This is a genomic window from Polyangium sp. 15x6 (genome assembly GCF_029960785.1).
In the GTDB taxonomy this organism is placed as follows: domain Bacteria; phylum Myxococcota_A; class Polyangia; order Polyangiales; family Polyangiaceae; genus Polyangium.
Genome location: NZ_JASBQE010000048.1, coordinates 74,020 through 91,847, shown reverse-complemented (window position 1 = coordinate 91,847; position 17,828 = coordinate 74,020). Strand labels below are relative to the sequence as shown.

General features: G+C 69.4%; 15 protein-coding genes. 6 read left to right on the top strand and 9 right to left on the bottom strand.

The genetic code is table 11. The features are described 5' to 3' along the window. On the top strand, positions 1-2,411 hold a 2,411-nt coding region (locus QHF83_RS30410; RefSeq protein WP_348980479.1), incomplete at its 5' end, for a hypothetical protein. A gap of 12 nt (positions 2,412-2,423) precedes the next feature. Here the strand turns inward: QHF83_RS30410 and QHF83_RS30405 are convergent. Continuing rightward, complete coding sequence (locus QHF83_RS30405) at positions 2,424-3,875, bottom strand: transposase (protein ID WP_282421484.1); 1,452 nt, start codon at positions 3,873-3,875, stop codon at positions 2,424-2,426. 102 nt (positions 3,876-3,977) lie between these two features. Here QHF83_RS30405 and QHF83_RS30400 point away from each other — a divergent pair, with 102 nt between their 5' ends. From QHF83_RS30400 to QHF83_RS30390, 3 genes are all read left to right on the top strand, one after another. Beyond that, positions 3,978-5,021, top strand: coding sequence for a nucleoside hydrolase (locus tag QHF83_RS30400; protein WP_282421483.1), 1,044 nt, complete (start codon positions 3,978-3,980; stop codon positions 5,019-5,021). A 366-nt stretch (positions 5,022-5,387) separates the two neighbouring features. Continuing rightward, positions 5,388-5,660, top strand: a complete 273-nt coding sequence (locus QHF83_RS30395) for a hypothetical protein (RefSeq protein WP_282421482.1) — start codon at positions 5,388-5,390, stop codon at positions 5,658-5,660. 6 nt (positions 5,661-5,666) lie between these two features. Beyond that, complete coding sequence (locus QHF83_RS30390; RefSeq protein WP_282421481.1) at positions 5,667-5,822, top strand: hypothetical protein; 156 nt, start codon at positions 5,667-5,669, stop codon at positions 5,820-5,822. Between the two features lie 20 nt (positions 5,823-5,842). On the opposite strand, the gene QHF83_RS30385 is transcribed toward QHF83_RS30390, so the two are convergent. Genes QHF83_RS30385 through QHF83_RS30370 form a run of 4 tightly spaced genes read right to left on the bottom strand, consistent with a single transcriptional unit; the run spans position 5,843 to position 12,782 of the window. After that, entirely contained in the window at positions 5,843-6,652 is an 810-nt protein-coding gene (locus QHF83_RS30385; RefSeq protein ID WP_282421480.1) for a hypothetical protein, read from the bottom strand. A gap of 33 nt (positions 6,653-6,685) precedes the next feature. Then, on the bottom strand, positions 6,686-7,372 hold the full coding sequence (locus tag QHF83_RS30380; protein ID WP_282421479.1) for a restriction endonuclease subunit S: 687 nt from the start codon (positions 7,370-7,372) through the stop codon (positions 6,686-6,688). Next, complete coding sequence (locus QHF83_RS30375; RefSeq protein WP_282421478.1) at positions 7,365-8,939, bottom strand: class I SAM-dependent DNA methyltransferase; 1,575 nt, start codon at positions 8,937-8,939, stop codon at positions 7,365-7,367. Before QHF83_RS30375 ends, QHF83_RS30380 begins: the two co-directional genes overlap by 8 nt. 3 nt (positions 8,940-8,942) lie before the next feature. Beyond that, positions 8,943-12,782, bottom strand: a complete 3,840-nt coding sequence (locus QHF83_RS30370; RefSeq protein WP_282421477.1) for an NADH-quinone oxidoreductase subunit M — start codon at positions 12,780-12,782, stop codon at positions 8,943-8,945. 126 nt (positions 12,783-12,908) lie between these two features. On the opposite strand from QHF83_RS30370, the gene QHF83_RS30365 reads away from it, so the two are divergent. After that, positions 12,909-13,781, top strand: coding sequence for a PAS domain S-box protein (locus QHF83_RS30365; RefSeq protein WP_282421476.1), 873 nt, complete (start codon positions 12,909-12,911; stop codon positions 13,779-13,781). 25 nt (positions 13,782-13,806) lie between these two features. Here QHF83_RS30365 and QHF83_RS30360 read toward each other — a convergent pair whose 3' ends face one another. The 3 genes from QHF83_RS30360 to QHF83_RS30350 all read right to left on the bottom strand — a co-directional run bounded on the left by QHF83_RS30360 (position 13,807) and on the right by QHF83_RS30350 (position 15,613). After that, on the bottom strand, positions 13,807-14,424 hold the full coding sequence (locus tag QHF83_RS30360; protein ID WP_282421475.1) for a sigma-70 family RNA polymerase sigma factor: 618 nt from the start codon (positions 14,422-14,424) through the stop codon (positions 13,807-13,809). A gap of 107 nt (positions 14,425-14,531) precedes the next feature. Continuing rightward, entirely contained in the window at positions 14,532-15,281 is a 750-nt protein-coding gene (gene yihA / locus QHF83_RS30355) for a ribosome biogenesis GTP-binding protein YihA/YsxC (RefSeq protein ID WP_282421474.1), read from the bottom strand. Continuing rightward, positions 15,278-15,613, bottom strand: a complete 336-nt coding sequence (locus QHF83_RS30350) for a DUF971 domain-containing protein (RefSeq protein WP_170228805.1) — start codon at positions 15,611-15,613, stop codon at positions 15,278-15,280. The genes yihA and QHF83_RS30350 overlap by 4 nt, the downstream gene beginning before the upstream one ends. A gap of 91 nt (positions 15,614-15,704) precedes the next feature. Here QHF83_RS30350 and QHF83_RS30345 point away from each other — a divergent pair, with 91 nt between their 5' ends. Further along, the gene (locus tag QHF83_RS30345) at positions 15,705-16,850 is read left to right on the top strand and encodes a metallophosphoesterase (RefSeq protein ID WP_282421473.1); all 1,146 of its coding nucleotides are present in this window, start codon (positions 15,705-15,707) and stop codon (positions 16,848-16,850) included. Here QHF83_RS30345 and QHF83_RS30340 read toward each other — a convergent pair. Beyond that, positions 16,819-17,790 (bottom strand): Gfo/Idh/MocA family oxidoreductase, encoded by a 972-nt coding sequence (locus QHF83_RS30340; RefSeq protein WP_282421472.1) that lies wholly within the window; start codon positions 17,788-17,790, stop codon positions 16,819-16,821. The two genes, QHF83_RS30345 and QHF83_RS30340, sit on opposite strands and share 32 nt — an antisense overlap. Positions 17,791-17,828 lie beyond the last annotated feature (38 nt).

The following is a 17,828-nucleotide window of genomic DNA, read 5'->3' as shown; positions in this document are numbered from 1 at the left end:
GCGCGGGCGGCAGCGGCGCGTCGGGCGGCGCGGGCGGCGCGGGCGGCTCCGAGCCGAACGTCCCGGAGGCCGTCGTCTCGCTCGACCCGAGCTTCGGCGTGGACGGCGTCGCCACGGCGGCCGGAAACAAGCCGAACTGGGATCACATCCATGCCTCGCTGCGCCTCCCGGACGGCAAGCTCCTCGTCGCCGGCGGCACGTCCGACTCGTCTTTCGGCGAAGGGTACCTCTTCCGGGCGAACGAAAACGGCATGCCCGACGTCTCGTTCGGCGAGGGCGGCAAGGTGCTCGCGAGCAACCTGACCCGGACCTCGTTCCAGGCGGTCGCGGTCGCGCCGAATGGAGACATCCTCGCCGCGGGCCTCTCCGTGCGCGGCGCCGAGCAGAGCCACGTCCTCGTCGCGCGCTTCGACGCGACCGGTAAGCCCGTCTCTTCCTTCGGCAAGGCGGGCCTCGCGCTCGGCGAAAAGGGGGCGGCGTTTTCGATTGCGCTCCAGGGCGACGGCAAGATCCTCGTCGCCGGCCGGAGCGGCGCGCCTCTCGCGCCGGGATACCTCGTGCAGCGGTTCCTCGCCGACGGGAGCATCGACCCGAGCTTCGGACAGGGAGGCGTCCTCGAGCCCCCGTTCGAGAATGGCTCGTTTCCTTCGAGCGTGAACATCACCGGCGACGGCAAGATCGTCCTCTGCGGCAAACACGGAAACTTCGACGGAATGGCCTTCGTGCGGCTCTTGCCGAGCGGCGCGCTCGATCCGAGCTTCGACGGCGACGGCAAGGCCGTCGTGGAGGAGCTCCACCTGTTCAATTACAACCCCGCGACCCCGGCCTATGCGTCGTCGTACTGCGCCGTCGCGCCCAATGGAAAGATCCTCGCGACCGGGGAGTCCATCGGGGGCGCCTCGGTCCTGCGCCTCGACACGGATGGAAAGCTCGACCCGACGTTCGGCGACGGGGATGGCATCGCGACCACGTCCGTCTCCGCGAACCCCGCGGAGTCCATGCAGCTCCTTTCGGACGGCAAGGTGCTCGTGACGTTCACCGGCTCGGGCGGGTACAAGGTCGCTCGATTCGACACGAACGGGCTCCTCGACAAGACGTACGGCATGAATGGGATTGCGTCGGTCCATCCGGCGTGCCTCGTCCGCGACATCACCGCGGCCCCGGACGGGAGCGTCATTGCCGCCGGGCGGTGGGAGTTCCCGCCGGCCACCGGCACCACGCTCTCGCGGATCACACCGAACGGCGCGCAGGACGACGCGTACGGCGTGGCAGGGCTCGCCACGCTGCAATCGGGCGCGGCGCTCGACGCAGCCATTTCCGTGAGGCTCGCCGCGGACGGGAAGATCGTCTCGGCGGGCACCACGGATTATGGCCATGGGAACTTCACGAACGTGATGCTCGCGCGGCACCTCTCGGACGGCGCGCTCGACGGGGTCTTCGGCCCGGGGGGCGTCGTCGTGCTCGATTCGCTCACGAGAGCGCTCGGCGTCGCGCTCCAACCGGACGGCAAGACGCTCGTCGCGGGCGTCGCCCTCGACCCGTCCGTCCGCCATCTCGTGCGGCTCGGCGCGACGGGCGCGCTCGACCTGAGCTTCGGCAACAATGGCGTGTTCACCCTGCAGAACCCGATCCAGGGCACGCCGAATCCGATCGCCGTCGACGGGGACGGGCGCATCGTGATCGGCGGGACGACGAAGGGCCCGTTCTTCAACATCCCCTATGTCAAAAGGCTCCTCGGGACGGGCGAGCACGACATGACCTTCGCCGTCGACGGGTTTCTGGCGCTCCAATTGGCGGACACGCAGGTCACGGACCTCGTGGTGCTCGCGGACGGCACGATCATCGCCTCGGGCCGGAGCGGCGCCACGACGTCCCACGTGATCCGTGTCCTCCCGACCGGCGTGCTCGACACGTCCTTCGGCAATGCGGGGGTGACGACGATCGAGAATTCTTTCCCCGTAACCCGCCTTTCGCGCCAAACGAACGGAGGATTCCTCGTGGCAGGCCTCTTCATGAAGCCGGGCGACGTCGACGCCTCCCATCTCGGCATCACACGCCTCGACGACAAGGGTGCGCTCGACATGGCGTTCGGGACGAATGGCCTCGTCGAGCAGGGCCTCGGGAGCCTCGCGCCCACGGACGTGCCCGCGGTTGTGCCCTTGCCGGACGGCTCGTTCTTCGTGGCGACCGAGGCCGTGCTCGACCGCGAGACGATGGTGATCTTGAAGTATCTACCGGACGGAAAGCCCGACGCGAGCTTCGGCCATGGAGGGCGCGCGGTGGTATCGGCCCCGGGGTCGTGGGGGGCGTACGATGGGCTGTCCTTGCCGGATGGGAAGGTGCTCCTCGCCGGGCGCGGGTTCTCGCCGAAGAGCGGCACGGATTTCGGATTGGTGCGGATTGCGCCCTAGCAGCCCGTGGATCTACGCCACTCCAATCGCGATCCCAACATCCCGCCCATGGCCCGGCGGCATCCCGTCCCACGCAGCCCGGGAAAATCGTGCCAATTGCCTCGGCATACGCCGTACCAGAGCCACCATGGCTGCCAATATCACCAAGATCGCAAGGGCGGAGCCCTTCCGGGCCGCGGCCAGGCCCCGTGGAGTCCCAGCGCCGAGAATTTGGCGTAGCACGAGCCCCAAGTTGAGCGCGGCGACATGGGCCAGGTAGCGTTTTCGCACATTCTCCCGGCCCCTGACTCGGACCCTTCTCATTCCGCCCGTCTCGCATGCATGGGCGAATGTTCGCTCGATGAACTCTCCGCGTTTGCGTTGGAGAGCGCGCCCCTTCGGACGACGTACGCGGTATCGATTTTCGTAAAACGCTTGCTGCATGTCCCAGCCCTTGTCCACCCATTTGCGGACAGGCTGGCTCCTCTCCGGGACATAGGTGCGGTAGCCGGACTCCTTCAACGATAGGAGCAGCTCGGCCTTGTGATACCCCTTGTCCGCCACGACCTCGATCACGGTGCGCTCGGGCTGCGCGTCGTTGCTGCCGCCCTCCGGAGGCGGCTCGTCATCCGAATCGCGGTCCTTGTCGCTTTTCGCCTGCTCCACATTCGTGCGCGCCTGCTCCAGGCTTTGCGCCACCGTCGCTGGGTCGGCCTGGTCCGCTGAATAGACCTCTGCGGCGACCACGACGCCGCTGCTCATGTCGACGACATGTTCGGTCTTGTAGGCCAATCGCGTGCGGCCATCCTTGAGCTTCGTGATGCGGGCCTCTTCGTCCGTCGGGCTTTTCCAGTCGGTATTCGACGTCTTCTTGCCCTTGCGCTTGCGGTCGAGTCGCCGAGCGTCCTCCACGGTCGGATTCTCGATGCCTTCCTCCTTCGCCAGCCGCTTGATGAAGTCCGCGTACACCTCACCCGTCTCGCGCCGCACGATCGCCTTCATCGATGCGTCAGCGCGGAGATACGTCGAGTCCACGCCCATGACTTTGCCTTGGAGAAGCCCGGAGCGATGGACGACCCCGAGCACGAAGGCGAACATCGCCTCGAAGACCTCACTGCCGAGGCGCTTGCGCATCTTGGACAGCGTCGAATGATCGGGCACCGTTTCGCCGGGCAACATCCCGAGAAACTCCCGCAGGGACAGCGAATCCGAGCACCGCCATTCGAGCCCGCGCTCGGACTCGATCCCCTCGAAAAAACCGACCAGCAGCATCCGGAAGTAGAGTCCCGGCGCAATCGACGGCCTACCCGCCGTTCCGTCGGCCTCGAAGTACTTCGCGCACGCCGCCTCCATGGCCCGGTCAAACCCGTTCTCGCGCAGAAGCTCGTTCAGCTTCTCGTAGAACCGGTGCCCCGGCGACCGCGGCAGCGAAGGCGCCGCCACCCAGAGCGGCGCCTGCTTCTCCCGTCTTCGACCCATCGACATGACGCGGACAAACCTACCATCCCCTCCCGTCCCTGTCGATCGTCCTTCGGGATAGGTCCACGGGCTGCTAGGGTATGTCCGGCGCCGTAACGAGGACGGGTCATGCGCTCGATCAACGAACCACGGCTCGGCGAGGCGCCGGCCATCTTCGACATGGATATCGGCACGGATCCGGACGATACGTGCGTCGCGGCTATCCTCGCGGCGAATCCGTCGCGATTCCGGGCTGCCTTGCTCGTGACGAGCGACGAGACACGCGAAAAAGGCCGGGCGCGGTTCCTCGCGGGGCTGCTTCGGGCCGCGGGGGTCGATCTCCCCGTCGCCGCGGGGTTGCCGAGCGTACGCCGTCGCGCCTCGTGCCTCGTGGAGGAGGCCGGGCTTTCGCGCGAAGACGTGCCGTTCTCCCTCGACGCGGTCGGGGAGATCCTCCGTGTCCTCGAGGCGCATCCGCGTGTGGATTACGTGGGGCTCGGACCGCTGACGAACCTCGACGCGGCGCTGGGTCTGCGTCCGGAGCTCGCGGCGCGGGTGCGGCTCTTTCAAATGGGGCCAGCGCTCTGCGGGGCTTACCGTCGGGAAGCGGCGCAATACAATGCCCGCCTCGACCCGGATGCGTTTGCGCGGGTCCTTTGCCGGGTGGACAAGCCGCGGCTCCTGTTCAGCCATTCGAGCTGGGGGAGCTTCGGCGAGGGGATGCGGCAGAGGCTCGGGGTGTATCCGGACGATCCGCTCGCGTGTGCCCTGAGGGAAGCGCATCCGGCGGCGGCGCTTTTCGTGCGGCATCTGGAAGCGTGGGTCGAGACGGGGAAGGATTGCTCGATCATGCACGACCCGCTCACGGTGCTCTCGGCGGCGCTGCCGGGGCTCGTGGATTTCGAGGATGTGTCGCTCGTCGTCCGTGAGGATGGCTGGGTGGGCCTCGCGGAGAGGTCGCATGTGGCGCTCGGGGCGGCGTTGCCTGCGCGCGGGAGCGTGATTGCCGGGGTTCTGTCGGGTCGTCATGCGCCGATCGAGGGCCGTGCGATCGAAGCGCGCATGTCTCTCGATACGGACGACGAGGCGGCCAGGCGAGCGATCGCCGAAGGGCTGCTCGGCGAGGAGGGCGCGCGGGTGGCGGTGGCTTGGGGGGCGTGGAATCGGGGGTGAGAACGGCCTGGCCGAGCGGAGTATCGGGAGCCTCGTGGCCACGGACGTCCCCGCTGTGCGCCGGGCGCGGGTTCTAAACGCGGCGCCGGGCGCGTGGGGGGGGGTCGCGCCCGGCGCCGCGTCCTACGGGGACTCAGGTCTTCGAGCGAATCATGCGGTCGCCGGACCCGTGGCCTCTTTCGATGCAGAGTAAGAATCGACCCATGAAGCGTCAAGGGCATGACGGTGGGGGGTCGGGGAGGAGAGCAGGATTCCAGCGGATGCGGATGGGGGGCGGTGGACGACGATGACGACGGGGGTGAACGTCGACGATCTCTCGGACTTCCTCGACGAGGTCGTCGAAGGTGGTCGACGAAGTCGTCGAAGGTGGTCGACGACCTCGCGGACTTCCTCGACGTGCTCTCGGACTTCCTCGACGAGGTCGTCGGAGTTGTCGACGTGCTCTCGGACTTCCTCGACGAGGTCGTCGGAGTTGTCGACGTGCTCTCGGACTTCCTCGACGAGTTCTCGGACTTCCTCGACGACCTCTCGGACTTCCTCGACGAGGTCGTCGGCGTCGTCGACAAGCGCCCCGCGGACGTCGACGCTCGCGAGGGGCGCTCTCCCCCTGGAAGCAGACCGCCCGGCTGCTACCTGTAGGAGGCCATGCGCCGTGGCACCCTTCGAAAGGCCGCACGCTTGAACCCCGGCGGACTCTTGCGCCTCGCGCGCTTCCTACGCCTGCGCGTCGAGGGGATGAGCCCGCGGCAGGTGGCGAGCCTCGTGTTCTGGCGGATCACGCGGAATCGCTATCGAAGGTAGGCGTCACGCAGCGGGGACCTTCACCACCCCGGCCCCTGCCCTCCCAGCACGATATGCAATCCCGCATCGTGACGCAGATCCTCGGCCCTGCCTCCCAGCGCTCGCTCCTGGCCGTACGAATCCAGCACCACGTGCGGCACGAGCCCGAAGGTCAGGATCTGCTTCTCTCCCTCCTTGCCCAGCGAAAACGCCACCCCCAGAGCCGCCGAGAATCGTGTCTCGTTCGAGAACACCCCGACGAGCTGGCCGCAGGGCTGCCACGGCGCTTCCTCGGGACAATCGTCGTTGCCCGGTAAATCGCGGTAGGCCGTGTTGTACGTCGCCCCGTGGCTCACGTAGAGGTTGAGGAGCGGCGCCACGCTGCCGAGGCGCATACTCAGGTCGAAGCCTGCGCGGCCCCAGGGGCCATTGCCAATCGCCGAGTAATACCCGCCGGCGCCGAACGCGAGGGAGACGGGATCGCGGTTGTCCTCGTCGAGCAATGCGAAGCGCGCCTCGCCGCCGAGGCGCTGGAAGCCGAGGGAGGCGCCGAGCTCGAACCAGCGCGTGACGCCATAACGAAGGCCGACGTCGTACACGCTGAACCCGGCGCTCCAGAACCAGGGGAACGTCTCCGTCTCGGGATAGATGTCCGCGCCTCCGGTGGAGACGGATTCGTCGCGGCCGGCGCCGCCCTCGAAGTGGCCCCAGCCGAAGTTCCATAGCGTGCCGTGGACGGACCAGCCGAACTTGCCCGCCGGCGTGGTGTCGCCCGTGCGTGGCGCGATGGCCGGGCTACAGGCGGGGACGGTGAGGAGGAGGGGAAGGAAGAAAAGAAGGTGCGGATTCATGACCTCAGAATAAGGCCATGGGGCGCAGTATCGTCACGATTTCTTGGATACGTCGAGCGCGCCCGAGAGGAGCAAGGGCAGGAGCGCGTCGCGGATGCTCGAGAGCCTGCGGTTTTGCTCCTGGAGCGCGACCATCGCCTCGGGGCGCGTCACGGATTGTTCGAGCGGGAGGCCGAGCAGCGCGGCGAATTGCAGGGCGCTCAGGACCTCGATGATTCGATCCTGGACGGGGAGCGGGGGCACGGCGAGCTCGAATTCGAAGAGGTCGCTCTGGTAGAGCTCCGGGTACGTCGAGCCGTTCGCCACCTTGTCGAGGTAAGGCCGGTTCGCGCGGAGCCAATAGGCCAGATAGAGCGGTCGCAATGCGGGGCCGCAACGGAAATTCAAAAAACCTTGGTTCGTGGCCATGGGGACGGCGTTGACGGCGACGGCGCCGACGGGCGCGCGTTTCGTCAGCATCACGGTCCCCGGGGGCAAGAGCTTCGCCGAGGAGTTTTCCAGGCCGAGCCGGGTGATCGAGCGCTCCGTGCGCGAGACGAAGAGGCCATCCTGAAAGCTCGTGATTTCCTTCGGGGTGAGCCAGGGGAGGTCGCCGTCCCAGTATTCGTCGACCGACGTGCTCGGCGTGCCGCCGCTGTCGACACGCAGGATCGATTCGCCGTCCGGCTCGAGCGTGCTCCGGCGCCAGCTCTTCGGGCAAATCAGATACGGCTCAGCCACGCAGGAGCTCCTCGAGGACACGCAAGGCCGCATTCGAGGCCCGATCGATCTCCTGGAACCGCGCGAGGATCTCGGCGAGCTCGGCCTGCAAGGCGCCGTGATCCCAGGACGCCTCGGGGCGGCTCTCGAATCCCACGTATCGACCCGGGACGAGGACGTACTTGTGGGCGCGAACGTCGGCGAGCGTCGCAGAGCGGGCAAACCCGGGCACGTCGGCATACCCAATAGGTTCACGCTCGCCGCGCCAGGCGTGGTAGGTGTCGGCGATTCTCTTGATGTCCTCCGCGGTGAGCACGCGTTTCACGCGGTCGACCATCGTGCCCATCGTCCGCGCGTCGATGAAGAGGACGTTTCCGCTACGGTCCGCGAGCCGTTTGCCCTGCTCGCCGATCCCGTTTTTCTTGTCGCGCGCGAGGATCCACAAGCAAACCGGGATCTGCGTCGAGTCGAAGAGCTGGCCCGGCAGCGCGACCATGCAATCGACGAGGTCCGCCTCGACGAGCTTCTTCCGGATGTCCCCCTCCCCCGATTGCTGCGACGACATGCTGCCGTTCGCGAGCACGAAGCCGGCGATGCCCGTCGGCGCGAGGTGGCGCAGGAAATGCTGCACCCAGGCGAAGTTCGCATTGCCCGCGGGCGGCATGCCGAACGGAAAACGCGCGTCGTCGCGCAGGCGCGCGCCGCCCCAGTCGGAGTCGTTGAAGGGCGGGTTCGCGAGGATGTAATCGGCCTGGAGGCCCTCGTGCAGGTCGCGCTGGAAGCTGTCGGCCCATTCGGCGCCGAGGTCGCCGTCGATCTGCCGGATGGCGAGGTTCATCTTCGCGAGCCGCCACGTCGTCGGGTTCGACTCCTGGCCGTAGACACGAATGTCGCCGACGCGCCCGCCGTGCTCCTCGACGAACTTCTCGCTGTGCACGAACATGCCGCCCGAACCACAGCACGGGTCGAAGACGCGGCCCTTGTACGGGGCCAGCATCTCCACGAGGAGCTCCACGATGCATTTCGGCGTGTAGAACTGGCCGCCGCGTTTCCCCTCGGCCGCGGCGAAATGGCCGAGGAAGTACATGTACACGTCGCCGAGGACGTCGCGCCCGCGCGTCGCCTTGTCCTTGAAGCCGAGGTCGCCGAAGAGGTTTACGAGTTCGCCGAGGCGCGCATTGTCGAGCGCGGGACGGGCAAAATCCTTGGGCAGGACGCCCGCGAGCGCGGGGTTTTCCCGCTCGATGGCGAGCATGGCCGCGTCGATGCGCTTGCCGAGGCCGGGCTCGGCCGCGTGGCCCGTGAGGAACGACCAGCGCGCCTCCCGCGGGACCCAGAAGACGTTTTCGGCGCGATAGGCGGCCGGGTCTTCGGGATCGGCGCTGGCGAGGGCGGCGTGTTTTTCCTCGAAGGCGTCGGAGATGTATTTGAGGAAGATCAGGCCGAGGACGACGTGCTTGTACTCGGCGGCGTCGAGGCTGCTCCGCAGCTTGTCGGCCGCGGCCCAGAGGGTCGCCTCGTAATCGCCTATGCCTCCGCCGTCGGTGGGCTGCTTCGACGCGCTCGTTCGGGCCGTCCGGGAGGTCATCGTTCAGGCTCGGGCGCTGTCGCGATGCGGATCCGCCGCCGCGATCTGCGAAGGCCCGGGTCGATCGACGAGCCTGTGCATCGAGAGGCACGCCTGGTCCACCATTCCGAGGAGCGGCCGCGGCGCCACGCCGAGCAGCACGAGCCCGATCGCCAGCGGCAGCGCCGCCACGAGCTCACGGCCATGCAACGCGGGGAACTTGCCGCCGAACGGCTCCAGGTACTTGCTCTTCTGCCATTCCTCGCGGGCCTCGCCGAACAGGAGGTGCCCCATCGCGAAGATGTGGACTGCCGCGAGCGCCACCATTCCGAACGCCCCGAACGCGCCGATCGCCCGCTCCCGCGCAAACGCGCCCCAGAGCGCGAGGAGCGGCCCCCAGAAGCCCGCGAGCAGCGGCAGTCCGAGCGACGCGAGCATGCCGAGACCGAACAGCATCGAGAACAGGGGCATTTCCCGGGCGAGGCCGCCGAATCGCCCGAGGTCGCGCGTCTGCACGCGCGATTCGAGGACCGAGACGAGCACGAAGAGCAGGCCGAGGATCACGCCGTGCATCGCCGCCATGACCACGCTCGCCTCGAATCCCTGCGGCGTGAGGGCTCCAATCCCGAGGAGCGCAATCCCGCCGTGTGCACCGGCAATGCGCGCCAAGAACCGTTTCAGGTCGTCCTGCGCGATCGCCGCGAGCGCGGAGACGAGGATCCCCGCCGCGCCGAGGATCGAGACGGTCAGCGCCGCCCAGCGCATGCCGTCCGGCAAGACGCCCACGTTGAGCCGCAGAATGCCGTACACGCCGGTCGAGAGGAGCGCGCCCGAGAGGAGCACGCTCGTCGACGCGTCGGCCTCGGCATGCATGTCCGCGAGATACCCCGGGAACGGGAAGACGGACATGCGGAGCGCGAAGGCGACGAAGAGCGCGGTCCAGAGGACCTTCACAGCGGAATATCCACCGATCGTGAGGCCCTGTTCGACCCACGCGACCCGCGCGAGCTCGGGAATCGCGGCCGCGCGGAGGACGAATTCGCCCGTCGCGAGGTACGTGGGGTCGGCGTTTTGCCAGAGGAAAAAGGACGCGGCGCAGAGGAGCGCGGCGCCGATCAGGGAGGAGACGAGGACACGCGCGGCGGCGCGGCGCGGGCCCGGGCCGCCGCGGCGCGCGACGAGGAGGCTCGTGGGCAGGACGCCGAGGAGGAAGAAGGCGCAGAACAAGAAGAGGTCGAGCGAGACGAGGACGCCGAGCGAGGCCGTGAGGAAGAGGCCCGCGAGGGCGTGGTAGGTGGCCGCGCGGTCGCGCAGGGTCGCGCTCGCGATCGAGGCGACGAACGCGAGGAGGACGGCCGCCGCGACGAGCGCGAGCGAGATGCCGTCGACGCCGAGGAAGTATTCGACGCCGAGCGAGGGAAAGAGGCGAGCACGCTCGAGGAACTGGAAGCCGTCATTGCCGTCGGCGGGGCTCATGGCGCGGTCGAAGCGGACGCAGAGCCAGGCGACGAAGGCGAGGAGCGAGCCATGGACGAGGGCGCTCGTCGCGGCGAGGACGCGCGGGTGATCACGGCGCGTGACGCGCAGGAGGAGCGCGAGGAGCGTGCCGAGGAGAGGGAAGAAGACGACGACGGAGAGCGGGCTCTTGCCGAGGAAGCCGAGGCCGAGCGGTCGCTCGGCGTGGATGGCGATGGCGAGGGGGCGGCCGGGTTCGGCGCCGCCCGTGCGGCTGTTCGATTCGACGATGACCTGGCCGTAGAGCTCGCGTGCGCGGGCGGCCTCGTAGCGCCATCGGACGGTGACGCGGCGCTCCTGGCCGGGCGCGATGCGGGTGACCGCGCGGGGGCCTTCGACGGTGACGGTGATGCCGGGCGGGAGGCGTGGATCGGCGGCGGAGGTGCGGGCGTCGACGCGCGAGAGCTCGAGCGGGCCGGGGCCTTCGTTGCGTACGAAAAACGCGCCGGTCATGTGCTCGCCGTCGGGCGCGAGGGAGAGCTCGACGCGCTCGCCGCCGAACTCGGGGCGAAGGACGGCGCGGCCCGCAGGTTCGTCGGCGAAGGCGGGAGCCGCGAGGCCGAGGAGGACGAGCGCGGCGAAGAGGGAGAAGAGGCGCTCGAAGAGGCGCGCCGGGAGGCCGAGGACGAGGTCGTCGATCGTGGAGACGAGCTTCGAGGCAGCACGCGCGATCGTGTTGGCTGCCTCGAAGAGGGCCTCGCCGAGCTTCGCGCCGGGGCCGTCGAGGAGGGCGCGCGCGCCGGGGAAGGAGAGTTCTTTCGTCGGTCGCTTCTCGCGTGGCTCGGGGGTTCGCAGGCTCGTCGCCGCGCGCACGAGCGCGTGGAGCGAGAGGAGGACGACGGCGAAGGCAGGCTCGTCGAGGCTGATCGCGACGAAGGCGAGGCCCACGGCGGCGATGGCGACGAAGACGAGGCGATGCGGGTGCCGGTGTTCGAGCGCGGCACGAAGCCCGGCGAGCGCGGTCGAGAGCACGCCGAAGACGGTGACGACGCCGGAAGCCGTGGAGCTCAGCGTGTAGAGATCGGAGAGACGAACGAGGAGGAGCGGTCCAGGCGCGAGCGCGAGGCCGAGCACGAGCGCGAGCGCAGGCGGCGAGAGTGACGACGCGGCGCGCGGGAGCCAGCCGGAGAACGGAAAGGTCGCGCTCGTCGCGGCCGCGCCGAAGAAGAGCAGGAGGCACGCGAGGGTGACGAGGCCGATCGATCCGGCGCCGAACTTTCCGGCGAGCGCGCGCGCGACGGACTGCCGTCCCTCCGCGTCGCGAATCACGAGTTGATCACGGATCTCGCGAAACGCGACGGTTGGGCCGAGCGGCGCGATTCGAACGTCCTCGCCCTCGGGGACGACGAGGCCCTCGATCCAGGCGACCTCCAGGCCATCCCCCGTGACCGTGGCGCCGCCGCCCGGCACGATGACGACCGAATGCGTGCCCGCGGGGATGTCCCGGCGCACGAAGGGCGAGACCGCGAAGGGCGCAGGGTTCTGCGCGAGCTGCGCGCGATCCGAGACGCCGAGGTACACACGCGCGCCCGGGTGGCTCGTGAACGTGAGGGTTCCGCGCTTCTCCGCGCGCTCGGCGATGCTCTTCACGTCGCGCTCGCCACGCGGTCGGTCGACGTCCTCGGCGATCGTCTGTTCGGCGGGGAGGCGACCTTCGGCATACACCGGGACGAAGCGCGCGCGGAAATCCGCGAGGAAACGGCCCTCGTCGAGCCACGCGCCGCCAAGGCCCCAGAAGAGGAAGACGAGGCCCGAGACGATCGCGGCGCCGCCGAAGCTCGCGACCACGCCCGCGCGCATGCCCGCGGACGCGGAGGCCTGCGAGGTCTTGCCGCCCGCGATGAAGATGCCCGTCGCGAGGACGACGGCAGCCCAGCCGAAGAGCCACACGATCGCGTCGGCCGCGAGCGCGACGAGCGAGAGGCCGGACGCAAAGAGGGACGCCGTCGCGGCGAAACGAAGGGCCGCGCGATCGTCCTCGATGAGCTTGCGCGCCGAGACGTGCGTGATCGCGACGACGAGGAGCGCGACGAGGAGAAAGCCCGCGCCGAGCGGGTCGAGGACGAACGAGGCATTCACGTCGAGCGAGCCGATGCGCGCGATGCGGAAGGCGACGTCGAAGAGGGCGCGGCGCGCAGGATCGAGCGAGGCGAGGCGCGCCGTGTCGACGAGGGAGAGCGCGAGCGCGAGGAGCGTCGCGCCGAGGGCGAAGTGCGTGGCCCGGCGTCGTCCCATCCGCGCGCCGAAGAGGGCTACGACGATCGCGGCGAAGAGAGGCACGAGCGGCACGAGGCCGAGCGGCACGAGGGGCGCCTCGACGGGCGCGAGCGGACCGGCATACGCGGGCATGGCTGTCCGGAGAATGTCGCGGGCCTTGGAAGGCGCCAGCCCCGTTCGTCGAGCCCCGCGCGATCGAGCGGGCAAGAGCAGGGCGCCGTCGAGGCGAGGAGCGGGCGGGCGTGTCAGCATCACGGGATGCCGACGGACACCGGCGTCGCTTTCTTGGTCGACGAGACGGCGGGGGAGCTCGCCAGGCTACGCGAGGAAAACCGGCTGCTGCGCCAGGACCAGCGCCGCCTGGCCATGCTGGTCGAGGTCACGAACGACTGGGTCTGGGAGGTCGACGCAAAAGGGGTCTACACGTTCGTGAGCCCGCGAATCCGCGATTTCCTGGGCTACGAGCCGGAGGAGGCGCTCGGAAAGACGCCGCTCGACTTCATGCCGCCCGAGGAGGCGGCCCGCGTCGGTGCCCTCCTCGGCCCGATCCTCGCGGCGCGCGCGCCGTTCAAGGACCTCGAAAACGTGAACCGGCACAAGGACGGCCGGCACGTGGTGCTGGAGACGAGCGGCGTGCCGCTCTTCGACGAGGCCGGGAGGTACGCGGGTTATCGCGGCGTGGACCGCGACGTCACGATGCGCAAGCTCGCGGAGTCGGAGCGCGCGCGGATGCAGGAGGAGATCATCCGCGCGCAGGAGTCGATGCTCGAGGAGCTCGAGACGCCGCTCCTGCCCGTCGCCGAGGGCGTGCTCGTGATGCCGCTCATCGGCTCGGTGGACAAACGGCGCGCCGGGAGGATCGTCGACGCGCTGCTCACGGCGGTGTCGTCCCGCGCGGCGACGTTCGCGATCATCGATCTGACGGGCCTACGCGCCGTGGATCACGCGGTGATGGAGCTCTTCTGTGAAGCCGTACGTGGAGCACGGTTGCTCGGCGCGGAGGTGATCCTGACGGGCGTGCGGCCCGAGGTGGCGCGCATGATGGTCGAGCTCGACGTGGGCGAGATGCGGACGCTGAGCACGCTGGCCCGGGGGATCACGTTCGCGCTGGGGGCGCGGAAGCGGCGCTGAGGAAGGCGCGCAAGGCCGCGCGGGATCACTCGTCCTCGCCGCTGGTCCCCACGCCTTGCATGTCGAGCGGCCCTTCGAGGGCCACGCGTAGCGCCGAGAGGGCGCGCGCGGCGCGGGACTTCACGGTGCCGAGTGGCACGCCGTCACGCTCGGCGATCTCGGGATAACTGAGCCCTTCGAAAAAGGCCGTCTCCAGCGTCGCGCGTTGCGCCGCGGGCAAACCGACGAGCGCGGCGCGCACCGCGCTCCGTTCGAGGTCGAGCACCGAGCTCGACTCGGGATCGATCACCGGCTCGATCGGCTCGTGCCGGAGCTCCTCGTCCGTGATCTGCGCCCTGCGCGTGCGTCGCCGCGCGCGATCGAGGGCCAGGTTTCGCACCGTGGTGACGAGCCACGCGACGACCGTGCCCCGCTCGGCGCGGTACTGATCGGCGCGCTCGACGATCGCGACGAACGCGTCGTGCACCACGTCCTCAGCCTCGAGCGCGTCCCGCACGATCTTGAGCGCGAGGCCGTACGCGACGCTCGCGTGGCGATCGTAGATCTCCGCGATGGCGTCGTCGTCCCCGTCACAGATGCGGCGCATGGCGCGCGCGTCCAGCGCGTCACGCTCCGCCCGGCTCTGGCGCCCACCCGCCGTCATGGCCACCTAACGAAAGGAGCACACAGGCCGAACGTCAACCGATTTACGGTGCGCATCGCCGTACGCTCCCGTGCTGCTGCGCGCGCGTCCCAAGGATGGGCACGCCGTCAAGCAGGCTCCGGCTCCGGGTTCTTCGGGATGGACGTCGCCTCGGATGTGCCGAGCGTGACCTTGCGCAAGAGCGCCCACAGCTCCGCGCGCCCCTCGGCCGTGACCGAGGAGAAACCGATCACCTTGCGCCCGGTGCTCTTCGCGATCGCCGCCGCCGCGCTGCGGCTCGCCGAACGCCCGATCTTGTCGACCTTCGTGGCGACGATGACGATCTCCACGGGCCGGCGCTGGACGTCCCGCGCCTCCTCCACGAACTGGATGAGCTCGAGGTCGTCCTCCTCCAGGCCGCGACGCACGTCGACCAGGATGACCAGGGCCGCGAGCGTGACGCGGCTCTTCAGGTACCCCTCGATGAGGTCCCCCCACGCCGTCCGTTCGGCCTTCGAACGTTTGGCGTAGCCGTAGCCGGGCAGGTCGATGAGGTGAAACGTCGCGCCGTCGCGGGCGCGCGCTTCGAAGAGGTTGATTTGCCGCGTGACGCCCGGCGTCGCGCCCGTGCGCACGAGGCCCTTGCGCTCGACGAGCGTGTTGATGAGGCTCGACTTGCCCACGTTCGATCGCCCCGCGAAGGCGATCTCGGCCATCGCCGGCGCCGGGAGCGACGAGCCCGGCGCGGCCGCGGCGAGGAACTGCGCATGCACGATCTGCCTGGGATCGAGCGCCTTTTTCTTATCGGCCGGCGGCGCGCCCGCGGGCTTCGGCCCCGCGGCCGGCTTCTTCTTCGGAGGCTTCGTTTTCTCGTTCACGGTACCGATCCCGGGCTGAACGTCGGCTTGCACGCGTCGCACTGGCAAAGCGAGCGGAGGTAGCGGAACGAGTAGATGCCGGTGTCGTGCTGGTCGCCCCAGGTGAACTGCAGGGCGTAGTTGCCGACCTGCTGGATGTCCCGAAGGCTGAGGTCGCCGCCCGGCACGAAATGGATGGTGCCGCCGTGCCCCTGGCAGACCGCGCAAGGGCAGTATCCGCGCAGGATCTCGTGCGGAAGCACGCTCTTGTGCCCGTCAGCCCACTCGATCTCCATGGTTCGAGCGCCATGCGGCGCTTTGACCATCGTGGGTTCGATCCTCGGATCGCTCATCGTGCCTGCTCCCTGTGATCTTGGGACTCGCGCGCTAGCATGAAGCTTCGGGCGACGTAAAGCAGCCATTTTCCTGTCGACGCCGAGGGTGATGCGAAGGTTCTGGACCGTCCTTTTTGCCGTGACGATCGCGCTGCACGTGACGTTCGCCGTGGCGGCCCACGCGATCCTCGCGCGCCTCGACGTCCCCGCGCCGTGGTTCGTCGCGCTCGCGCTCTCGGCGCTGCTCGCTTTTGCGTTTCACGGGAGGATCAAGCTCGCGTCGGCCGATCGTCCGGTCCCACGCCTGCGACGGCTGCTCGTGGAGGAGCCGTATTACACGCACTGGTGCGCGCTCGTCGCCGCGCTGCCGCTCTGGTTCCTCGGCCTCGCCCTCGCGATGCTCGCGAGCTTCGTCCTGCCCGCGACGCTCGTGCCGACGTCGGGCTCGCTCGCGATCGTGGCGTACGCGCTCGGGCTCGCGCTCGCCGGCTGGGGCGTGTTCGTGCGGCGTCGCTGGGTCCGCGTGCGCACGATCGACGTGCCCATCCGCGGTCTGCCGGCCGCCTTCGAGGGCTACCGCATCGCGCACCTGTCGGACCTGCACATCGGCGCGCTCTGCCCGCGCGAGCACGCCGATCAGTGGGCGGAGACCGTCCGCGCGCTCGACGTCGACCTCGTCGCGCTCACGGGCGATTACGTGACGAGCGGCAACGCGTTCCACGGCGAGATCGCCGAGCTCGCGAGCTCGCTGAAGAGCCGCGACGGCGTGATCGCCGTGATGGGCAACCACGACTACTTCGGCGACGGCGAGGCGCTCGTGGGGAAGCTGCGCGAGGCCGGCATCGGCGTTTTGCGGAACGAACGCACGGCCATCGAGCGCGGCGGCGAGCGTCTCACGATCGCAGGCGTCGACGACACGTGGTCGCGCCGCGCGAACGTGCGCCGCGCGCTCGACGGCCACGATCACGGCGCGCCGCTCGTCGTGCTGGCCCACGACCCGCAGCTCTTTCCGGATCTGTCCGCGCGGGGCGCGTCGCTCGTGCTCTCGGGTCACACGCACTGGGGTCAGGTCGGCGTGCCATTTCTTACGACGCGGTACAATCTGTCGGCCCGCGTGTATCGCTATCACGCGGACCTCTACCGCGAGGGCGACGCGTGGCTTTACGTGAGCCCCGGGCTCGGCACGACGGGGCCGCCGGTGCGCCTCGGGGCGGCGCCGGAGATCACGATCCTTCGGCTCGAAGCGAAGGTCTGACGCCCGTCTCGCCGAGCACCCGCTCCGCCTGCCCGAGCGCACGCACGACGACCGCGCCCTCCTCGAACGGCGTACGCGGCGCGCGGCGCTCCTCGACGCAATGCAGGAAGTGATCGATCTCCGCGGCCATCGGCTCGCGCCACGGGACGCGGATCTCCTCGGCCGGGCCCTCGAAGAGCCCATCACTCCGCAAAGGTGGACGGGAGAGGAAGATGCGATCCGGCGCGCGCACGTCATCGAGCATCGCCACGGCGCTCGAGCCCACGACCACGATCCGCCGCTCCTTCGTCGCATGCACGCGCGAGAGCTCGATCCGCGCGGCAAACCCCGATACGAGCTGCAAGCCGAGCACGACCGGATCGCCCTCCGGACCGCTCGTCGCTTCGAGCGACTCGATCCGGAGCGGCTCGAGCGCATGCACGATCGAGAGATCGTGCGGCCCGAGCGACCAGAGCGCCGGCACCGATCGATCCCCACGAATGGAGAGCCGCGACGCCGCGAGGTGGCGGATCGTGCCGAGCGCGCCGTCGTGCACCATCGCGACGAGACGCTCGACCGCAGGGTGATACCGCAAGAGGTGCCCCACCATGGCCACGCGACCGAGCGACGCCGCGCGAAGCGTGCAGCGCTCGGCGTCCGCCGCCGAGACCGCGAGCGGCTTCTCGACGAGCACGTCGAGCCCCGCATCGAGCGCCGTCAGCACGAGGGACGCATGCGAGCGCGGCGGCGTGGCGATCACCACGGCGCGCGCGCCGAGCCCGATCGCCTCCTCCAGGCTCTCGACGATCGCCGCGGAAGGCGCCTTCGCGCGCGCGACCTCGCGCCGCGCCGCGCTCGTCTCGGCGACCGCGACGAGCTCGGCCCGCGGGCTCTCGCAGAGCACCCGGAGCAGGTTCTCGCCCCACGCGCCGCAGCCGACGAGGGCGACGGGTACGGTCACGGCCGCTCCCAATGGAAACGCATCCGCCGCGTATAGCG